Origin of the sequence: Bacillus stercoris, from assembly GCF_029772985.1 — a bacterium.
Lineage (GTDB): Bacteria > Bacillota > Bacilli > Bacillales > Bacillaceae > Bacillus > Bacillus stercoris.
This window is the reverse complement of the sequence record NZ_CP121861.1, coordinates 1477072-1495676: the sequence shown is the minus strand read 5'-3', so window position 1 is coordinate 1495676 and position 18605 is coordinate 1477072. Positions and strand designations below refer to the sequence as shown.

Below are 18605 nucleotides of genomic sequence, written 5' to 3'. Positions count from 1 at the left end.
TTCTTTTATGATCCGACAGCTGTGTGGTTTTTCAGTCCGCTCATATTCGACTCGAAAACCAATTGACGGTTTACTGCGTTCAAATAGGCTTTCGCTGATGCTTCTAATACGTCTTGCGCTATGCCCCGCCCTGCTGATTCTTTTCCGTTCACCAAAACTCTTACATACACCTGGGCAAATGCATCTTCGCCTTTTCTGTTAGACTGAATGCGGTAGTCTAAGAGCTCCACGTCTTTATCGATGCAGCGCTCAAGCGTGTTGTAGATTGCTTCCACACTTCCGGCCCCAGTTGCAGCTTCCTGAATAAGCTCTGCGTTTTCTTGATTTTTCAAAGAAAGAGTAGCCGTAGGGACCTGACTAGTTCCGTAATGTACTTGCAGAGAAAGAAATTCATACCCAATCTTGCGATCTGTTACTTTTTCTTCTAAAATAAGAGAAACAAGATCCTCATCAGTGATTTCTTTTTTCTTCTCAGTCAACTCTTTAAACATCGTAAAGAATTTATTAATCTCTTCACTGTCAAATTGGAATCCTAAAGCAGTCAACCGGTCTTTAAATGCGTGGCGTCCAGAATGTTTACCTAGGACAAGCGCATCTGCGGTTACACCGACAAGCTCCGGCGAAATAATTTCATAAGTTGATTTCTCTTTTAAAAAGCCGTCCTGATGGATGCCTGATTCATGAGCAAATGCATTATCGCCCACAACTGCTTTATTGCGCGGGACAGCCATGCCGGTCAGCTTGCTTACTAAATCGCTTGTTCTCTTAATCTCGTTCAATGTAATTCCTGTTTCAACTTGGTAGAAATCTTTTCTGATATGAAGGGCAACGGCAATTTCCTCTAATGCCGCGTTTCCGGCTCTTTCACCGATCCCGTTCACAGCGCATTCAATTTGATCAGCGCCATTTTCAATCGCAGCAAGAGAGTTAGCAACTGCCATTCCCAAATCATCATGACAATGAGCTGAAAGCTTTGCTTTGTGAATGTTCGGAACGTTTTCCTTCATATATTTAAAGATATTTCCGTATTCCGCTGGAGCCAGGTAGCCGACAGTGTCTGGAAGATTGATAACACTGGCGCCTGCGTCAATCACTTTCTCGACGATTTCTGCCAGAAACGGCAGCTCAGTGCGGCAGGCATCTTCAGCTGACCACTGCACAACCGGAAAACGTTCTTTTGCGTATGTCACCATTTCAACTGCTCTTTCAATGACTTGCTCACGTGTCATTTTCAGCTTGTGTTTCAAATGAATGTCCGATGTGGCGATAAAAACATGAATTCTCGGGTAAGCACCATCCTTCAACGCTTCCCAAGCAGCATCAATATCACCTTTTACACAACGGGCCAGACCAGTCACTGAACAATTTTTAATGGTTCTAGCGATTTCCTGAACAGCTAAAAAGTCACCTCGGGACGAAGCGGGAAATCCCGCTTCAATGATATCTGCCCCGAGTCTTTCGAGCTGCTTAGCTATGGCAAGTTTCTCCTGTGTATTCAAGTTCACTCCAGGGGACTGTTCACCATCACGAAGCGTCGTATCGAAAAAATTAATTTTGCGCAACGGAGACCACCGCTTCCTTTTTCTTGCCTTGTTTCACAAACGGCATCATTTCACGAAGCTTTCTTCCCACTACTTCGATTTGATGCTCGTTCTCGCTCGCATTGATAGCATTGAAACGAGGACGGTTTACTTGGTTTTCGACGATCCATTCTTTTGCGAATGTACCGTTTTGGATATCTTTTAATACTTCTTTCATCGATTCTTTTACTTTAGCATCCACAACGCGAGGTCCTGATACGAAATCTCCCCACTGTGCTGTGTCAGAAATTGAATATCTCATTCCTGCAAGTCCTTCTTCGTACATAAGGTCTACGATTAATTTCAGCTCATGAAGACACTCGAAGTATGCAAGTTCAGGCTGATAACCTGCTTCAGTTAATGTTTCAAATCCTGCTTTGACAAGCGCGCTTAATCCGCCGCAAAGAACCGCCTGCTCACCGAACAAATCTGTTTCTGTTTCTTCCTTAAATGTCGTTTCTAATACGCCCGCTCTTGCGCCGCCGATTCCTTTTGCATATGCGAGAGCTTTGTCTCTTGCTTCTCCAGTCACATCTTGATAGATTGCGAACAATGCAGGTACGCCGGCTCCTTGCTCATATGTTCTTCTGACCAAGTGTCCCGGACCTTTAGGCGCTACCAAGAATACATCAACATCCGCCGGAGGAACAATTTGATGGAAATGCACGTTAAATCCGTGAGCAAATACTAATGATTTTCCTGCTGTCAATTCATCTTTGATTTCAGCTTCGTATACTTTTTGCTGCTGTTCATCAGGAAGCAGAACCATGATGATTTCAGCTTGGGCTGCCGCTTCTTTTACTGAAAATACTTTATGTCCGTCTTCTTGGGCCTGCGTGAAAGATTTTCCTTGTCTAACACCGACGATCACGTCTACTCCGCTTTCTTTAAGGTTCAAGGCATGTGCGTGGCCTTGCGAACCGTATCCGATAACCGCTACTGTTTTGTCTGCCAATACGTTCTCTTTGATATCACCGTTATAATATACTTTTACCATTTCAATCTCTCCCTTGTTATGTTTTATACAATAGATATTGTTTTATTGGATGACGCCTTTTGCTGGGTACCCCTCGCAAAAGCCGTTGTACCTGTTCTCGCGATTTCTTTAATGCCATAAGGTTTCAACAATTCAATAAGCGCTTCAACTTTGTTAGATTCGCCTGTCACCTGAACAACGATGCTGTCTCTGCTGACATCGACGACAGAGGCTCTGAACGGTTCTATGATTCCATTAATCTCTGTTCTCGTTGAAGGTGCGGAGACGACCTTGATTAAGGCCAGCTCCCTCTGGACAATCGATTGATTTGTGATGTCTGTGACTTTCAGCACATCAATCTGTTTGTTGAGCTGTTTTGTTAACTGTTCAACATCATTTTCACCTTCAACGTGAACGACAAAGGTGATTCTGGAAACGCCTGCTGTTTCTGTGTGTCCGACTGTAATGCTTTCAATGTTGTAATGCCTTTTTGTAAATAGACCGGTGATCCGGTTTAACACGCCTGAGCGGTTCACCACAGTCAATGTGATAATTCTTTTCAAGGTTTCACCCCCACCATTTCATGCAGCCCTTTTCCCGGAGCCACCATCGGGAATACTTTTTCTTCGCTGGCAACCCGCACATCAATGACAACAGGTTCTCTAGACGTTAATGCCTCTTCCAGCTTTTCCTTCGCTTCCGCTTCTGATGAAATTCTGATGCCTTTAATGCCGTATGCTTCGGACAATTTGACGAAGTCAGGCTGAGAAGCGAATTTAGATTCTGAATAGCGTTCTTCATAGAAAATTTCCTGCCACTGTCTGACCATTCCGAGACAAGCGTTATTTAAAATCACTACCTTGACCGGAAGATTTAATTCGCGAATGACATCGAGTTCTTGAAGCGTCATTTGGAAACCGCCGTCTCCGACAACCGCGACGACAGTGGCATCTTTATCAGCCAGCTGTGCACCGATCGCCGCCGGAAGGCCGAATCCCATCGTCCCAAGTCCGCCTGACGTAACCCATTTATCTGCTTTTTGGAACGGATAAAATTGCGCTGACCACATTTGATGCTGGCCTACATCCGTGGCGACAATGGCTTCTCCTTTTGTAAATTGATGAATATATTCAATCAATTTCTGAGGTTTAAAACCCTCTTCTTCATTCTCTTCATACCAAAGCGGATACTCTTCTTTCCATTCGGCGAGCTGTTTTTTCCATTCGCTTGAATCACTTGGTTTGCCATCTTGTTTGATCAGCTCCTGCAGGACAATTTTGCTGTCTCCCACTACAGGAATCTGTGTTTTCATGATTTTTCCGATTTCAGCTGGATCAATATCGATGTGGGCAATCTTTGCGTTTCTGGCAAAGTGTTTCAGGTTTCCTGTGACACGGTCATCAAAACGGGCGCCGATGCTGATTAAAAGATCACAATCATGAAGAGCCATATTGGCTGTATACGTACCGTGCATTCCCGCCATCCCCAGGAAAAGCGGATGGTCAGCCGGGAAGCCTCCGAGCCCCAAAAGGGTGTGCGCCACAGGGATTTGCTGCTGTTCGACATAATTTTTTAATTCTTCTGACGCTTTTCCGTGCAGTACGCCCGCACCCGCCAGGATAACCGGTTTCTTCGCACTGCTCACGGCTTCTACTAACTTGCGGATCTGCAAGTAATTCGGCTCTGTTGTCGGCTGGTATCCCGGGAGATTCATCTCATGATCGTAGCTGAATTCTCCTTCAATAGTTGCTACATCTTTCGGAATATCAATCAATACTGGGCCGGGTCTTCCAGTTGTTGCAATATGGAACGCTTCTTTAATGATGCGCGGCAGATCTTCCGGCTGGCGAACCTGGTAGCTGTGTTTTGTCACCGGCATCGTAATCCCTAGAATGTCTGCTTCCTGAAATGCATCACTCCCGATAACAGAGGTTGCCACCTGCCCTGTAAAGACAACTAACGGCAATGAATCAATCATGGCATCAGCAAGGCCTGTAACAAGGTTTGTCGCTCCCGGTCCTGATGTGGCGATGACGACACCCGGTTTTCCAGTGACTCTTGCGTATCCTTCCGCTGCATGAATCGCGCCTTGTTCGTGACGGGGTAGGATATGTACCAACCCTGAATTGTATAGCTTATCGTAAATCGGAAGCACAGCCCCGCCCGGATAACCGAAAATCATTTCTACTTTCTCTTTTTTTAATGATTCAATCAGCATTAATGCTCCGCTCATCGTCTGTGTACATTTGGCAGATGCTGAATCCACCTGTACATTAGTCCTCATTTTAGTTCCTCCTTTTGGATTTTCATCCTTTAAAGATCATCTTTTCATTAGCTAGATAGCTGATTATTCAATAAAAAAAGCCCTTCCACCCACAATCAGCCGCGCAGTAACTGCGATAGCTAAAAGGGGCGAAAAGGCTTTTCTTTCCGCGGTACCACCCTTGTTTACGGCCTTAGTCGGCCGTCTCATGGATATTTCTATCCGCTTTAGTAACGAGTGAATCAAATTCACCCGGCCAAGTCCTACTGTCATTTCAGACTGGCACTCTGAGGCGAGTTCACCTTGTAAAGCTTCGCCGGTTCTCAGCTAACCCGGTTCTCTGTGGAAAGCTTTATCAAGGCTACTTATCCTCATCTGCGCTTTTCATATTCACCCTTCAGAACGGCTTGCAAGCAGTTCAATGAAGGTCGATTGTTTTTCATTTTTTCAGAATCATATTGCGATCATTTTCGCTTGTGAAGCTTGCGTTATCTTTTGTTGAACTCATATTACGCCGCTTTGGACGCAGTGTCAACAGCATTTTTTAAAATTATTAGACAATTTTGATTAATCAATCTATATTGTATACGCTTTCATTATTGGTACAAAAGGAATTGCAAATGTTAAAAGTTTTTATAATTTTTTTATTAATCTATCAAGGATACACCAGAATAATTCATTTTTACATAAACGTGTAAGATTTTATAACACGCTATGATTCGTGTAGGAATTGAGTCTGACAGATCATCTTGCAAACCATTTCATTTCGGATAGGCACTCCTCTTGTTCCCTCGGCATACATTAATGGTATCTTGCAAAGAAAAGGTGATACGATGAATAAATCATTTGCAGACATGCAAGGATTTCCTGCGGGCTTTCCAAGCTTCCCCAGCTTTCCGCAGCAGCATTATCCTGCTACCCCTGCCTTTTACCAGCAAAGCCAGCAGCCATTTGGAGGCTACGGATACGGACAGCCGTTCAGCCAGGCATACAGCCCGTTGACCACTCCCTCTGCTATGTACTCCTCTTATCCATACACTTCAGATTTTTTCGGGCAGCAATTTTCAGGCACTGGCTTCAGCGGCCATAGCGGCGGGTTCAGTATTCCGGCGACACATGTCGGTGGTTTTAGCGGAACAGCCGGTGTGCATGGTGGCTTTAGATATTAAAGAATACTACAAGTGCCGAACAACGATTTCGGCCTCTTTTTTTGCTTTCAAGCATCTTCTGCAACTCATACATTGGCTTCAATACTGTCAGATTTTCTGTCTTTATAGTTGGAAACAGGATGAAATATGATTAAGATCAAAGTTTGAGGAGGAATAAAATTGCATATAAAAATAGACGATTTAACTGGACGTCAGGTGGTCTCACTTGTGAATGAGCATTTACATAGCATGACGCTTATGTCTCCGCCAGAAAGCATTCATGCCTTAGGTTTGGAAAAACTAAGAGAGCCTGAAATAACATTTTGGAGCGCATGGGAGGGCGATGAACTAGCCGGCTGCGGAGCGCTAAAAGAACTGGACAGCCGGCATGGACAAATCAAATCAATGCGAACTTCTGCTTCACATTTAAGAAAAGGCGTTGCCAAACAAGTTCTCCAGCACATCATTGAAGAAGCCGAGAAGCGAGGTTATGAGCGACTAAGCTTAGAAACGGGTTCAATGACTTCATTTGAGCCGGCAAGAAAATTGTATGAAAGCTTCGGTTTCCAGTATTGCGAACCGTTTGCAGACTATGTTGAAGATCCGAACAGTGTGTTTATGACAAAGGAGCTGCAACTATGAAGATAGATAAGACAGGGGAAAGTCTGTCTTATCTATTTTTTTGTATTCACACACTTTTCACCCTTTTGATACCCGCCCAATGTTTTCAATTTTGTTTAATTCAAAGAACAGCGGGAATTACAAACGACATGAACGATATCATGCAAATTCATAAAGGAGGAGATTGATATGAAAAGCATAGTTGGTGTATTCGAAACTCCGCAGGAAACCATCGCAGCGATTGAAGGCTTACTCACAAAAGGCTATGATTCTGACGACATCTCTGTTGTAACAAGCCGGCGAGATACAGATTATTTGGAGTCACGTACAGGAACAGAGGTCAATCAAGCCATCGATGCACATCAGGGCGAATCTGAATCTTTTTTCGATAAACTGAAAGATTATTTCACAATGGATGATACTGCTGCACACAGCAAAGCATTATCCGATTTGGATATTAAAACGGATGAAATAGACAAGTATCAAGAAGATTTGGATGACGGAAAACTCCTGGTAGCCGTCGATACAGATGCAGATGTAAATGCTCCTCTTGATAACGGCAGTGCCCTTTCAGGCGGCTTTTCAAGCACAAATGAAATGGCGGATTATACAACGAAGGAAGAAAAAACGATGCCACTCCGGGAAGAACAGCTGAAAGTCGATAAGGAAGACGTTCAAACCGGTGAAGTAGAGATAGGAAAAGAAGTAAAAACAGAAAAAAGAGATATGGATATCCCGGTGAGACATGATGAAATTTATGTCGAACGCCGGCCAGTGGATGAAAATAAAACGGATGCTTCTCCCGTCAACGATTCGGAAGAAATTAGAGTGCCAATCGTTGAGGAAAAGCTGGAAGTGACTAAAAAACCGGTTGTCACTGATGAAGTGGTTGTCGGCAAACGCACTGTTGAAGAAAATGAGCACATTTCTGAAACCGTGAAGAAAGAAGAGCCTCGCCTGAATAAAGAGGGAAAAGTTGATGGCTTGGATGATGATCCGTTAAATAACAAATGAAAATCATAAGACGACAACAAAAAACCTCAAATCCAATTAGGATTTGAGGTTTTTCTTTGGTACGTCCCAGGAGAGATTCGAACTCCCGACCGACGGCTTAGAAGGCCGTTGCTCTATCCAGCTGAGCTACTGGGACACGTTTTGTTTTTTGTTTTTCGCTTTAACTATCAGCGACAAGATTTATTATATATGGGATGCAACAATAAGTCAACGGTTTTTTAGAATTTTTTTCATGAGGAAGAAAATTTTCTTCCTCATGACATTTTCATAGTGAGACTCGGTTTTGCAGATCCTCAATTTCATTGCCTGCTTGGTCGTAAAAACGGACTGTCGCAGCATCATTTTCTAATGTCAGTATAGCATAGCTTTCTGTCCTGCGCACCCTTGGAAGCCGGATGCTGCCTGGGTTAATCATCAGTTTTCCGCGCAGCACTTCGCTTCCTGCGATGTGCGAATGCCCGAAGCAGATAATATCCGCTCCGAGCTCTTCTGCACGATAGTATACGTTTAACAAGGTCTGTTTTATACCGTGAAGGTGGCCGTGTGTGACCAGTATTTTTCTTGAACCGGCAGTTAGAAGAAGCTCGTCCTTAAAATCGTCGGCAAAATCGCAATTGCCTTTTACAACCGCATAAGGCTCCAATGCAGGATGCCCTGTTTCAAGCTCAGAGTCTCCGCAATGAATCATAAGGTCAACTTCTGCTTCATGCCGTTTCGCAATGGTCTGGAGTTCTTCTTCAAGCCCATGGCTGTCACTGATAATCAGCACGTTCATGTACGAGCTCCCTCCTTATGCCTCCAAAAGCTTAGACAGCTTTTTAAGCGCGTCAGCCCTATGGCTGATTTTATTTTTTTCATCACTGGTCAGTTCAGCCATTGTCTTATCTTTATCTTTCACGATAAAGATTGGGTCATAGCCAAAGCCGTATTCTCCTCTCGGTTCTTCAGCAATATACCCTTCAACATGGCCTTCGACTGTTTTTGTTTCCTCTCCAGGAATACTCACGGCCAATGCGCAGCGGAAACGGGCGGTGCGCTGTTCTTTTTCGATTCCTTTCAGCTCGCTGAGCACTTTATCGATATTTGCCTGGTCGTCTTTCTGTTCCCCTGCATAGCGGGCTGAATAAACCCCGGGTCTGCCGCCAAGATTATCGATGGATAGGCCTGAGTCGTCCGCAATCACCATTTTGTTCACTGCTTTGGCAACAGCTTCTGCTTTCAGAATGGCATTCTCTTCAAATGTATGGCCTGTTTCTTCAATTTCTTCTGTGAATCCAATTTCAGCTAACGATTTGACATCATAGCCTTTTGGCTCAAGAATTTCTTTAAATTCCTTCACTTTTCCCGGATTATGTGTCGCAATAATTGCTTCTTTCATGATGATCAAGCCTTTCTGTCTTTATTTCAGTTCTGGCAGAGAATCCCCCAGCACTTCTTTTTGCTTGTCAATCAGCTCTTGAATTCCTTTTTCCGCAAGACCGAGAAGACCATTCAGATCCTCCCTTGAAAAAGTCGCCTCTTCGCCGGTTCCCTGCAGTTCCACGAAACGGCCGCTGCCTGTCATGATGACATTCATGTCAACTTCAGCAGAGGAATCTTCTTCATAATTTAAATCTAACAAAATTCCCTGTTCCTTATCAATTCCAACAGAGATCGCAGCAAGAAAGTCAGTGATCGGATTTGTCTTGATTGTTCCTGCTTTGATCAGCTTGCCAATCGCAATCGCCATCGCAAGAAATGCACCTGTAATGGAAGCTGTTCTTGTTCCGCCATCAGCCTGAATAACATCACAGTCAATCCAAATCGTCCGTTCACCGAGTTTTTCCAGATCTACAACAGCCCGAAGCGCACGGCCGATCAGGCGTTGGATCTCCATTGTTCTGCCGGAAATTTTCCCTTTAGAAGATTCTCTTATTGTTCTTTGGTTTGTTGCCCGCGGCAGCATGCTGTACTCTGCTGTAATCCATCCTTTTCCTCCGCCCCGCAAAAACGGCGGTACGCGGTCCTCAACAGACGCGTTGCAGATTACCTTTGTATTTCCCGCTGTTATTAGAACAGAACCTTCCGGATGGCTGATAAAATCCAAATCGAATGTGATTGGACGCAGCTCATCGTGTTGTCTTCCGTCATGTCTCATGTTTTACCTCCGATTGTATGTACATAAACCATTTTTGTCCCGGAATTGAATAAAGAAAGAGGCAGCCGGAACGCTAACCTCTTTCTTTCTAGTATATCAAAAATCCCAATTTAAAAACTACCCGTATTCACTTGAGAAGGTCTGGAGACCGGTTCTGTGAGCTTTTCGCCTTTTTCGTTTACAAGCTCTGATTTTCCATTCACTTTAACAGAGACGCCTTTTACATCCGGCTGTTCCGTTAACGTCAGCACAATGCTGTTCAGCACTTCTGAAGAAATCATTTTCGTCTTCTCATCGGCGCTGCCGAATATAGATTGATTGAAATCCAACGTCACGCGCCCGTCTTTCATTTTCGGTTTGCTGACCAGCTTTACATCTTCATTGAAGTCTGTTAACAGCCCGCTCACCTTGCTTGGGCCTTTAGCCAATTCATTGATGGCTGCTGTAATGTCGTCTTTTTCCGAATTGTCGATTCGTTTCGTCACAGGCACGTAGTACTCACTGTCTTCGTTTTCCGCCAAATAGTAGACTGTCAGCGGGTGGGTAGCAGTGAGATCATTTACACCGGCTGTTTCCAAATTAATGCCGTCTTTGCGGCTTAAATCATCTGAGATCGGCGTCCCTCCTACAGGCATCTCCTTCAGTTCATGCCCGTTTATTCTCAGCTTCACTTTATCTATCGAACTGAATTGCGTCAGCGTCCACGTCACAGATTGAACGATTTTCTGTTCGTCCTCTTTCTTATAATTTTTGAACTCATTAGAGAAATCAGCTATCGCGGTTCCATCTTTTTTGATGTCAACGTTAACGGTTGTGTCAGCCGGCAATACCGCTCTGAAGCCATTCGGAAGAATTTCAGACACAGGCCCGCCCTGTACGAGGTATTCAAGCGCCTGCTTAGCCGTGCTCTCACTTTTAGGAAGAGGCAGCGTTTGCGCGACGACATACCCGTTTTTATCAATAAGATATAGCTCCCTCATAACAGCAGATGAGGCTTGATCCGTTTTTGCGGTATCACTCTTTTTATTCTCTGTTTTTTCGGCTGCTGTAGTATTTGACTTAGCCCCCGCTTCATCGTTCACGTATGTAACGTCTTGAGGCGGATCAATTTCCTTGGCTGCCTTATCAGATTGAAACAAACCGCATCCGGATAAAAGCAAGGCAGAGGTGAGACAAGTCGCACCAATGACTGCAGGTCCTTTTTTCAGCATACTTTTCCCTCCTAAGGATGTTTGTACTATTATGTATACGAGCCTCTTTAGGAAATAGACCGAAGAATTCCGGCAAAACAGAAAAAACCCGCAACATTCCGTTGCGGGAAAAACTATCTTTTAATCGGTTCTTGCAGTGAGATACATTCCACATGCCCCACTTCATGGCCAAACCAATCGTCTGCGATTTTTGCAAACTGATCACGCGCCCCTGTTGTCAGGAACTGATGATTCGGGGCAATCGGAGACTGGTTCAGCAGCCCTTTATAAGAGAGAATTGTGCTGACTTCCCGGGCTGTTTCATCGCCGGACGAAATAATGTTTACGTGCTCTCCCATATATCTTTGAATGGCTTCTTTTAAAATAGGGTAATGGGTGCAGCCTAAAATCAACGAATCAATCGATGTGTCTTTTAACGGGTACAGCGAGGTTTTGACAATCTCATCTGCTGTTTTGTCGAGAAACTTCCCGCTTTCCACAAAAGGCACAAGCAACGGGCAGGCAAGGTTTTCAACCTTCAAATCAGGATTTAATGCCAAAAGCGCCTCTTCGTATGCATTGCTCTTAATCGTATTCTCTGTGCCGATGACACCGATATGCTGATTATCCGTCACTTTTATCGCTGCTCTCGCACCAGGCTGGATCACTCCAACCACCGGTATACCGACGCTGCGCTGGATGTCATCCAAAGCGATCGCTGTGGCTGTGTTACAGGCGATCACGAGCATTTTGATGTGGTGGTTTTCGAGTAAATAATTCGTCAGCTCCCACGTATATTGAAGCACCTCTTCTTCAGGGCGCGGCCCGTAAGGACACCGTTTCGTATCCCCGACGTAGATAATATTTTCTTTAGGTAGCTGTCTCATGATTTCCTTCGCAACGGTTAAACCGCCAACCCCGGAATCAATGACCCCTATTGGTTGTTCCAACAAAATCGCCTCATTTTCTCTTCATTTCATGCTGCAGTTTCATCAAAGACTTTTCGAAGATGGCTATTTCTTCATCTGTAAACGATTCGAACATATCACGCAAATATTCCTGCCTTTTTGTAATGACCTCTTGGATAATACGTTCTCCTTCAGGCAGCAGATGTATCCGGACAACACGTCTGTCCGCCGGGTCCTTGACCCGCTCAACAAGCTCATTTTTTTGCATGCGGTCGATTAAGTCCGTTGTCGTGCTGCATGCCAGATACATTTTGCCCGATAGTTCGCCGATTGTCATATCTCCCATTTCATAAAGCCATTGCAGGCCGACAAATTGCGGCGGCGTAATTGCATATTGGTTAAGGATTTCTCGTCCTTTTTGCTTAATGATCGCGGCAATGTGGCGGAGAGACTTTTCAATATCCGCAACATGCTCCAAATGTTTTGATGTCATTTGTCCATCCCTCACTCAAGGATCTCTTACGCACAAAAGCGTTCCGTGTCTATTTTCCTTCTTTTTTGAAGAAAATGCAAGACTCGCAGGAGAGAAATAGAGGACTTTAGTCAAACAACATCAAGCAAAAAAATTCATTTTATGACTTGCCTACGTTTTGCACAGCATTCAGAAATATGGTTTCGAATGTTCCAAACAAACAGCAATAACCGGCTCCTTCCTGAAAAGAAGGAATACCGGCAAGAATTAAAGCTCTAGCTCACCCATTCTAAGAAGCTCAACAACGGCTTGCGAACGCCCTTTCACACCCAATTTCTGCATGGCATTTGAAATATGGTTTCGAACGGTTTTCTCACTGATAAATAGCTCGCTTGCAATCTCCTTTGTTGTCTTATCTTGAACGAGCAATTCGAACACTTCTCTTTCTCTTTTCGTTAGCAGCGGCTTCGATTGAAATTCTTTCTCCTTCAAGTATTGTAACCCTCCTTGCTAAGGTGAGAGCGAATCAGAAACGAATGGGTTTTGATATAGTCGAGATATCATATGTAAGAAGGGCGCAGGAGGTGACGTTTACAAGAGAATTAGTTTATCGTGTATGGAGAAGCGTTTCTTTCTCATCATCCGTCCAGCTGACAGCCTTGCCGCTTTCCTTCGAGACTTGAACCATCACGACTGCTCCGGTGAAGCAAGGTTCGCCTTTGTAGTTCTCTCCGAGATAATGCAAGGTAAGAGATGAACTGCCGACAGCACTTGTTTTCACATAGATACGCAGCTCTTCATAAGGCATGACTTGGCGCAAATAATCGCACTGCTGGCTTGCCACAACTGTCATGGTCTGTTTGTTTTCACTCATCATATTCAGCTTTTTAAAATAAGAAATACGCGCCTCCTCAAAATATATAAAAGGGGTTACATTATTCATATGCCCAAACATGTCCGTCTCGGAAAATCTTACGGATACCTCATTAAAAAAAGAAAAGGATCTTTTCCATTCTGGAAACGGCATATCAATATAAGCGGGAAGCTTCATTTTTTCATCTCCTTCTTGTTTAAAAAAACCTCTCCCATGCGGAAGAGGTTTTTTCTTCTTATACTCTGTCGCTTCCAAAGAAATTGCGGAACGCTTGTAAGTTTGTGTCTCTATTTAAGGCTGCAATCGAAGTGGTAAGTGGAATGCCCTTCGGACAGGATTGGACACAGTTTTGCGAGTTGCCGCAATCTGCAAGGCCGCCTTCATCCATTAATGCTTCTAATCGTTCAGATTTATTCATGGCGCCTGTCGGATGTGCGTTAAACAGGCGGACTTGCGACATCGGTGCCGGCCCCATGAACTTCGATTTGCTGTTCACATTCGGGCAGGCCTCGAGGCAGACGCCGCACGTCATGCATTTAGATAATTCATATGCCCATTGACGGCGTTTTTCCGGCATTCTCGGCCCCGGTCCTAGATCGTACGTGCCGTCAATCGGTATCCACGCTTTTACCTTTTTCAATGAATCAAACATTCTGCTGCGGTCAACCTGCAAATCACGAACGACTGGGAATGTTTTCATTGGTTTTAAACGAATCGGCTGCTCAAGCTGGTCGATAAGAGCCGTACAAGACTGGCGGGGTTTTCCGTTTATGACCATTGAACATGCGCCGCATACTTCCTCAAGACAGTTCATATCCCATGTGACAGGGGTTGTCTTTTCACCTTTGACATTAACCGGATTCCGACGGATTTCCATCAGAGCGGAAATGACGTTCAGATTCGGGCGGTATGGAATCTCAAATTCTTCATCGTAAGGCGTGCTGTCGGCTGTATCTTGACGTGTGATAATAAATCGTATGGTTTTTTGTTCACTCATGATTATTTCGCCACCTTCTTCTTCGAGTAATCCCGTTTCCGAGGCGTTATCAGTGATACATCGACATCCTGATACTCAAATTCCGGCGCTTCATACGGGCTTACATGTTTAGCCATTGTTGTTTTGAGCCATTCATCATCATTACGTTCAGGATAATCCGGTTTATAATGGGCGCCCCGGCTTTCATTACGGTTGTAAGCGCCAAGGGTAATCACCCTTGCAAGCTGGAGCATGTTCGAGAACTGGCGTGTGAACATCGCCCCCTGGTTGCTCCATTTTGTCGTGTCATTGATGTTGATCTTTTTAAAGCGCTCCATTAATTCCTGAATTTTGTCGTCCGTTTTCAAAAGCTTGTCATTATGGCGGACAACCGTTACGTTCGCCGTCATCCACTCACCGAGCTCTCTGTGAAGAACATAGGCATTTTCGGTTCCGTCCATGCTCATAATATCAGCCCATTTTTCTTCTTCTTTTTTAACGTGAGCGTCGAATAAAGAAGAAGACATGTCTTCCGCTGAAGATTCTAAGCCGTTTACATATTTCACCGCGTTCGGTCCGGCCACCATGCCTCCATAAATCGCAGACAGCAGGGAGTTCGCTCCCAAGCGGTTGCCTCCATGCATAGAGTAATCACATTCCCCAGCCGCAAACAGTCCAGGGATGTTTGTCATTTGATCGTAATCCACCCATAAACCGCCCATAGAATAATGGACCGCCGGGAAGATTTTCATTGGAAGCTTGCGCGGGTCGTCTCCCATGAATTTCTCATAAATTTCAATGATGCCGCCAAGCTTAATATCCAGCTCTTTCGGATCTTTATGAGACAGATCGAGATAGACCATGTTTTCACCGTTAATGCCAAGCTTCTGATTCACACACACATCAAATATTTCACGTGTCGCAATATCACGCGGCACCAGGTTTCCGTATGCCGGATATTTTTCCTCCAGGAAATACCACGGTTTGCCGTCTTTATATGTCCACACGCGGCCGCCTTCACCACGCGCTGATTCACTCATCAGTCTTAGTTTGTCATCGCCCGGGATGGCTGTCGGGTGGATTTGAATGAATTCTCCGTTTGCATAGTACGCTCCCTGCTGATAAACGATTGAAGCAGCAGATCCTGTATTAATCATGGAGTTCGTTGATTTTCCAAAAATGATCCCCGGTCCGCCGGTCGCCATAATGACCGCGTCAGAACGGAAGGATTCAATTTGCATGTTTGTCAGGTTTTGCGCAACAATTCCGCGGCAGGTTCTGTCATCATCTAATACAGCGCCAAGGAATTCCCAGCCTTCGTATTTTGTGACCAGACCCGCAACTTCGTATCTGCGCACTTGCTCGTCCAGTGCATAAAGCAGCTGCTGTCCCGTCGTCGCACCCGCATAAGCCGTTCTGTGATGCTGTGTACCCCCGAATCGACGGAAATCAAGCAGGCCTTCAGGCGTCCGGTTAAACATAACACCCATCCGGTCTAATAAGTGGATGATCGAAGGCGCTGCTTCACACATTGCCTTGACCGGCGGCTGGTTGGCAAGAAAGTCTCCCCCGTATACCGTGTCATCAAAATGTTCCCACGGAGAGTCACCTTCCCCTTTTGTATTGACCGCTCCGTTTATGCCGCCTTGCGCACAAACTGAATGAGAACGTTTGACAGGAACGATGGAAAACAGCTTAACCGCCATTCCTGATTCCGCTGCTTTAATTGTCGCCATGAGGCCGGCAAGACCTCCGCCGACTACGATAATGCTTGATTGACTCATGATAGCCCCTCTCCCTCTAGTAATCTAGTACTCTTAAACAAATGCAAAAATCGCTTTTAAGCCTACGTATGACAGTGCAACAAAAATAATCAGCGTAACGTATGTCGAAATTCTTTGAGAACGAGGCGTGACCGTGATGCCCCATGTAACAGCGAAAGACCATAAACCGTTCGAGAAGTGGAAAATTGTTGATAAAACACCGACAATGTAAAAGCCAAGCATAGCCGGAGAGCTCAAAATATTCGCCATCATGTCGAAATTGACCTCAGCGCCCATTTGTGCGGCAATGCGGGTCTCCCACACGTGCCAGCTGACGAAAATAAGAGTGATGATACCGGTTACACGTTGCAGGACAAATAGCCAGTTTCTCATATAGCTGTATTGGCCTGCGTTATTTTTCGCAGTAAACGCTATGTACACACCATAAACTGCATGATAAATTAATGGTAAGAAGATAATAAAAATTTCCAAGGCATACCTGAAAGGCAGGCTATCCATAAAATGAGCAGCGCTATTGAATGCTTCAGCGCCCCTTGCGGCAAACTGGTTGACGACTAAATGCTGAATGAGAAAGATGCCGACCGGTATGACGCCAAGCAAGGAATGCAATCTTCGAAAATAAAACTCTCTGTTCCCAGACATTATTTTACCCCCTGTTTGATAAGTGCGAAATGTGCTAAATCTCTTCCTCCACTTCTTTCAATTGTAAGCACTTTATTAAGATTTATTGACAATTTCATTTTACTCCTCCCTCAAAAGGGCGTCAAGAAAACGCGTACATAAATTATAATTTTCCGAATTGATTAGTTGATTGAAAAATTTTATTTTATCAATATATATTTCCCGCTTAATTTTTCATAAGAATTACAGGATCATTCTGTAATCCTTCCCCCTGTTTGAGCTATAATATACGCAGGAGAGAGGGGAGACAAATATGAAGTCTAAATTTGAAGCATCTATTGACAACCTAAAAGAAATTGAAATGAACGCCTATGCCTACGAACTAATACGAGAGATCGTTCTCCCAGATATGCTTGGCCAAGATTACTCTTCCATGATGTATTGGGCAGGAAAACATCTCGCCCGTAAGTTTCCTCTTGAATCATGGGAGGAATTTCCGGCCTTCTTTGAAGAAGCGGGCTGGGGAACCCTCACCAACGTAAGCGCTAAAAAACAGGAGCTTGAATTTGAACTCGAAGGGCCGATCATTTCCAACCGGCTTAAACATCAGAAAGAACCTTGCTTTCAGCTGGAAGCTGGTTTTATCGCTGAACAAATTCAATTGATGAATGATCAGATTGCCGAATCATACGAACAAGTGAAAAAGAGAGCCGATAAAGTGGTTCTGACTGTGAAATGGGATATGAAAGACCCAGTGTAATCAAAAAGGCGGTGACTGCATAGTCCCGCCTTTTTGATTGTCATTACACAGCTGAAGGGTGTTTTGAAAGCTCGAATGCATCGTGAAGCGATTCGACTGCTTTCACCATATCGTTTTCGCTTACGACGGTTGACACTTTGATTTCAGATGTGCTGACCATTTTGATTAAAATGTTTTTTTGCGCCAGTACAGCAAACATTTCAGCCGCTACACCGGGATTTGAGACCATGCCGGATCCGACAATGGATACTTTGGCCAATTTGCTTTCTGTCTCGATTTTCTCGAATTCCAGCGCGTCTTTATACTCTTCAAGCACCGCAACGGTTTGGTCTGCATCTTCTGTTTTGACAGAGAAGGAAATTCCAGTCTTGTCCTCGGCCTGCGTTTGGATAATGATATCCACGTTTATGTTTCTTTTGGCAAGTGTCGTAAAAATAGTAGACAACGTTGTCAGGCCGCTAGTCAGCCCGTAAATGGTTACCCTTGTGATTTGATCTTCAAATGCAATGCCTCTGACAATTAAATTCTGTTCCATGGATGATTCCTCCTCAATTAATGTTCCCGCTTCGGTTTCTGTACTTGATCGCACTTCTAACGGCACTTGGTAATTTTTCGCGAACTCAACAGCTCTCGGATGAAGAACGCCGGCGCCTAAATTGGCAAGCTCAAGCATTTCATCGTATGAGATGCCGGCAAGTTTTCTCGCTGATTTCACATAGCGCGGATCGGTTGTAAACACGCCGGGCACGTCTGTATATATGTCACATTTATCAGCTTTTAAAGCGGCAGCCAAAGCTACTGCTGTTGTATCTGAACCGCCACGGCCCAATGTCGTAATTTCACAATCCTCTGTCATGCCTTGAAATCCTGCAACAATGACGATTTTTCCTTCTTCAAGCCGGTCTGCTAAAACCGATGTGTCGATATCTGTAATTCTGGCGTTTCCGTGAACGGCCTCCGTACGGATTCCCGCCTGCCAGCCAGTATAAGATACGGCGTCATAGCCTTTTTCCTGCAATGCCATTGAGAGGAGTGAAATCGTGACCTGTTCGCCTGTCGCCAGCAGCATGTCCATTTCGCGTTTGCTCGGCTGGTCAGAAATGGCTTTTGCAAGACTGACCAGTTCGTCAGTGGATTTTCCCATAGCTGACACGACAACAACGACTTGATGGCCTTTCTGTTTTTCTGCAATCGCGCGGTTTGCCGCATTTTGAATTTTTTCGACTGAGCCGACGGAAGTACCTCCGAATTTTTGTACAATAAGACCCATGTATTACCACC

At 44.6% G+C, this 18605-nt stretch carries 20 protein-coding genes, 1 tRNA gene and 1 other annotated feature; of the genes, 4 read left to right on the top strand and 17 right to left on the bottom strand.

Features of this window, described 5'->3' with window-relative positions; all coding sequences use genetic code 11:
- Nucleotides 1-5: 5 nt before the first annotated feature.
- From QA442_RS07730 to ilvB, 4 genes are read right to left on the bottom strand one after another with little or no spacing between them, the layout of a single operon-like run.
- The gene (locus tag QA442_RS07730) at nucleotides 6-1562 is read right to left on the bottom strand and encodes a 2-isopropylmalate synthase (protein ID WP_040082253.1); all 1557 of its coding nucleotides are present in this window, start codon (nucleotides 1560-1562) and stop codon (nucleotides 6-8) included.
- A complete protein-coding gene (gene ilvC / locus QA442_RS07725; RefSeq protein ID WP_095432376.1) occupies nucleotides 1549-2577 on the bottom strand; it encodes a ketol-acid reductoisomerase in 1029 nt (342 codons plus the stop codon). The genes QA442_RS07730 and ilvC overlap by 14 nt, the downstream gene beginning before the upstream one ends.
- 23 nt (nucleotides 2578-2600) lie before the next feature.
- Nucleotides 2601-3119: an acetolactate synthase small subunit gene (ilvN, locus tag QA442_RS07720; RefSeq protein ID WP_069150004.1), complete on the bottom strand. Its 519-nt coding sequence runs from the start codon at nucleotides 3117-3119 to the stop codon at nucleotides 2601-2603.
- The gene (ilvB, locus tag QA442_RS07715; protein WP_069839666.1) at nucleotides 3116-4840 is read right to left on the bottom strand and encodes an acetolactate synthase large subunit; all 1725 of its coding nucleotides are present in this window, start codon (nucleotides 4838-4840) and stop codon (nucleotides 3116-3118) included. The genes ilvN and ilvB overlap by 4 nt, the downstream gene beginning before the upstream one ends.
- A 121-nt stretch (nucleotides 4841-4961) precedes the next feature.
- Nucleotides 4962-5206, bottom strand: a binding site (T-box leader).
- Between the two features lie 446 nt (nucleotides 5207-5652).
- Between ilvB and cotQ the strand changes: the two genes are divergently transcribed.
- The 3 genes from cotQ (at nucleotide 5653) to QA442_RS07700 (ending at nucleotide 7602) form a co-directional block, all read left to right on the top strand.
- A complete protein-coding gene (gene cotQ / locus QA442_RS07710) occupies nucleotides 5653-5988 on the top strand; it encodes an inner spore coat protein CotQ (protein WP_095432377.1) in 336 nt (111 codons plus the stop codon).
- Between the two features lie 159 nt (nucleotides 5989-6147).
- Nucleotides 6148-6609 carry a GNAT family N-acetyltransferase gene (locus QA442_RS07705; RefSeq protein ID WP_095432378.1) on the top strand — a complete coding sequence of 154 codons (462 nt, stop codon included), beginning with the start codon at nucleotides 6148-6150 and terminating at the stop codon, nucleotides 6607-6609.
- Nucleotides 6610-6777: 168 nt separating this feature from the next.
- Nucleotides 6778-7602, top strand: a complete 825-nt coding sequence (locus tag QA442_RS07700; RefSeq protein ID WP_095432379.1) for a YsnF/AvaK domain-containing protein — start codon at nucleotides 6778-6780, stop codon at nucleotides 7600-7602.
- A 62-nt stretch (nucleotides 7603-7664) separates the two neighbouring features.
- On the opposite strand, the gene QA442_RS07695 is transcribed toward QA442_RS07700, so the two are convergent.
- The 12 genes from QA442_RS07695 to sdhC all read right to left on the bottom strand — a co-directional run bounded on the left by QA442_RS07695 (nucleotide 7665) and on the right by sdhC (nucleotide 16585).
- Nucleotides 7665-7738 (bottom strand) — tRNA-Arg (locus tag QA442_RS07695).
- Nucleotides 7739-7867: 129 nt separating this feature from the next.
- The gene (locus QA442_RS07690; RefSeq protein WP_095432380.1) at nucleotides 7868-8377 is read right to left on the bottom strand and encodes a metallophosphoesterase; all 510 of its coding nucleotides are present in this window, start codon (nucleotides 8375-8377) and stop codon (nucleotides 7868-7870) included.
- A 15-nt stretch (nucleotides 8378-8392) separates the two neighbouring features.
- Complete coding sequence (locus QA442_RS07685) at nucleotides 8393-8989, bottom strand: XTP/dITP diphosphatase (protein WP_080429044.1); 597 nt, start codon at nucleotides 8987-8989, stop codon at nucleotides 8393-8395.
- Between the two features lie 12 nt (nucleotides 8990-9001).
- Nucleotides 9002-9739, bottom strand: coding sequence for a ribonuclease PH (rph, locus tag QA442_RS07680; protein WP_003246039.1), 738 nt, complete (start codon nucleotides 9737-9739; stop codon nucleotides 9002-9004).
- A 110-nt stretch (nucleotides 9740-9849) separates the two neighbouring features.
- On the bottom strand, nucleotides 9850-10950 hold the full coding sequence (gene gerM / locus QA442_RS07675; protein ID WP_014664884.1) for a spore germination protein GerM: 1101 nt from the start codon (nucleotides 10948-10950) through the stop codon (nucleotides 9850-9852).
- Nucleotides 10951-11063: 113 nt separating this feature from the next.
- Complete coding sequence (gene racE, locus QA442_RS07670) at nucleotides 11064-11882, bottom strand: glutamate racemase (protein ID WP_095432381.1); 819 nt, start codon at nucleotides 11880-11882, stop codon at nucleotides 11064-11066.
- 7 nt (nucleotides 11883-11889) lie between these two features.
- On the bottom strand, nucleotides 11890-12330 hold the full coding sequence (locus tag QA442_RS07665) for a MarR family winged helix-turn-helix transcriptional regulator (RefSeq protein WP_095432382.1): 441 nt from the start codon (nucleotides 12328-12330) through the stop codon (nucleotides 11890-11892).
- A gap of 246 nt (nucleotides 12331-12576) precedes the next feature.
- Nucleotides 12577-12801 carry a spore germination transcription factor GerE gene (gene gerE / locus QA442_RS07660; protein ID WP_003184172.1) on the bottom strand — a complete coding sequence of 75 codons (225 nt, stop codon included), beginning with the start codon at nucleotides 12799-12801 and terminating at the stop codon, nucleotides 12577-12579.
- A 115-nt stretch (nucleotides 12802-12916) separates the two neighbouring features.
- Nucleotides 12917-13360, bottom strand: coding sequence for an acyl-CoA thioesterase (locus QA442_RS07655; RefSeq protein ID WP_095432383.1), 444 nt, complete (start codon nucleotides 13358-13360; stop codon nucleotides 12917-12919).
- Nucleotides 13361-13418: 58 nt separating this feature from the next.
- On the bottom strand, nucleotides 13419-14180 hold the full coding sequence (gene sdhB / locus QA442_RS07650; RefSeq protein ID WP_003229569.1) for a succinate dehydrogenase iron-sulfur subunit: 762 nt from the start codon (nucleotides 14178-14180) through the stop codon (nucleotides 13419-13421).
- Between the two features lie 2 nt (nucleotides 14181-14182).
- Nucleotides 14183-15943, bottom strand: coding sequence for a succinate dehydrogenase flavoprotein subunit (gene sdhA, locus QA442_RS07645; RefSeq protein ID WP_014664887.1), 1761 nt, complete (start codon nucleotides 15941-15943; stop codon nucleotides 14183-14185).
- Between the two features lie 33 nt (nucleotides 15944-15976).
- Nucleotides 15977-16585 (bottom strand): succinate dehydrogenase cytochrome B558, encoded by a 609-nt coding sequence (gene sdhC / locus QA442_RS07640; RefSeq protein WP_003222512.1) that lies wholly within the window; start codon nucleotides 16583-16585, stop codon nucleotides 15977-15979.
- A gap of 292 nt (nucleotides 16586-16877) precedes the next feature.
- On the opposite strand from sdhC, the gene QA442_RS07635 reads away from it, so the two are divergent.
- Nucleotides 16878-17324 carry a YslB family protein gene (locus QA442_RS07635; protein ID WP_003222508.1) on the top strand — a complete coding sequence of 149 codons (447 nt, stop codon included), beginning with the start codon at nucleotides 16878-16880 and terminating at the stop codon, nucleotides 17322-17324.
- A 43-nt stretch (nucleotides 17325-17367) separates the two neighbouring features.
- On the opposite strand, the gene QA442_RS07630 is transcribed toward QA442_RS07635, so the two are convergent.
- The gene (locus QA442_RS07630) at nucleotides 17368-18594 is read right to left on the bottom strand and encodes an aspartate kinase (protein ID WP_014664888.1); all 1227 of its coding nucleotides are present in this window, start codon (nucleotides 18592-18594) and stop codon (nucleotides 17368-17370) included.
- Nucleotides 18595-18605 lie beyond the last annotated feature (11 nt).

Coding starts and splice junctions, on each gene's coding strand:
- sdhA (WP_014664887.1), bottom strand. CDS start 15,943: ATGAGTCAATCAAGCATTATCGTAGTCGGCGGAGGTCTTGCCGGCCTC.
- QA442_RS07690 (WP_095432380.1), bottom strand. CDS start 8,377: ATGAACGTGCTGATTATCAGTGACAGCCATGGGCTTGAAGAAGAACTC.
- sdhB (WP_003229569.1), bottom strand. CDS start 14,180: ATGAGTGAACAAAAAACCATACGATTTATTATCACACGTCAAGATACA.
- gerM (WP_014664884.1), bottom strand. CDS start 10,950: ATGCTGAAAAAAGGACCTGCAGTCATTGGTGCGACTTGTCTCACCTCT.
- QA442_RS07700 (WP_095432379.1), top strand. CDS start 6,778: ATGAAAAGCATAGTTGGTGTATTCGAAACTCCGCAGGAAACCATCGCA.
- QA442_RS07630 (WP_014664888.1), bottom strand. CDS start 18,594: ATGGGTCTTATTGTACAAAAATTCGGAGGTACTTCCGTCGGCTCAGTC.
- ilvB (WP_069839666.1), bottom strand. CDS start 4,840: ATGAGGACTAATGTACAGGTGGATTCAGCATCTGCCAAATGTACACAG.
- ilvC (WP_095432376.1), bottom strand. CDS start 2,577: ATGGTAAAAGTATATTATAACGGTGATATCAAAGAGAACGTATTGGCA.
- QA442_RS07665 (WP_095432382.1), bottom strand. CDS start 12,330: ATGACATCAAAACATTTGGAGCATGTTGCGGATATTGAAAAGTCTCTC.
- QA442_RS07635 (WP_003222508.1), top strand. CDS start 16,878: ATGAAGTCTAAATTTGAAGCATCTATTGACAACCTAAAAGAAATTGAA.
- rph (WP_003246039.1), bottom strand. CDS start 9,739: ATGAGACATGACGGAAGACAACACGATGAGCTGCGTCCAATCACATTC.
- cotQ (WP_095432377.1), top strand. CDS start 5,653: ATGAATAAATCATTTGCAGACATGCAAGGATTTCCTGCGGGCTTTCCA.
- QA442_RS07655 (WP_095432383.1), bottom strand. CDS start 13,360: ATGAAGCTTCCCGCTTATATTGATATGCCGTTTCCAGAATGGAAAAGA.
- sdhC (WP_003222512.1), bottom strand. CDS start 16,585: ATGTCTGGGAACAGAGAGTTTTATTTTCGAAGATTGCATTCCTTGCTT.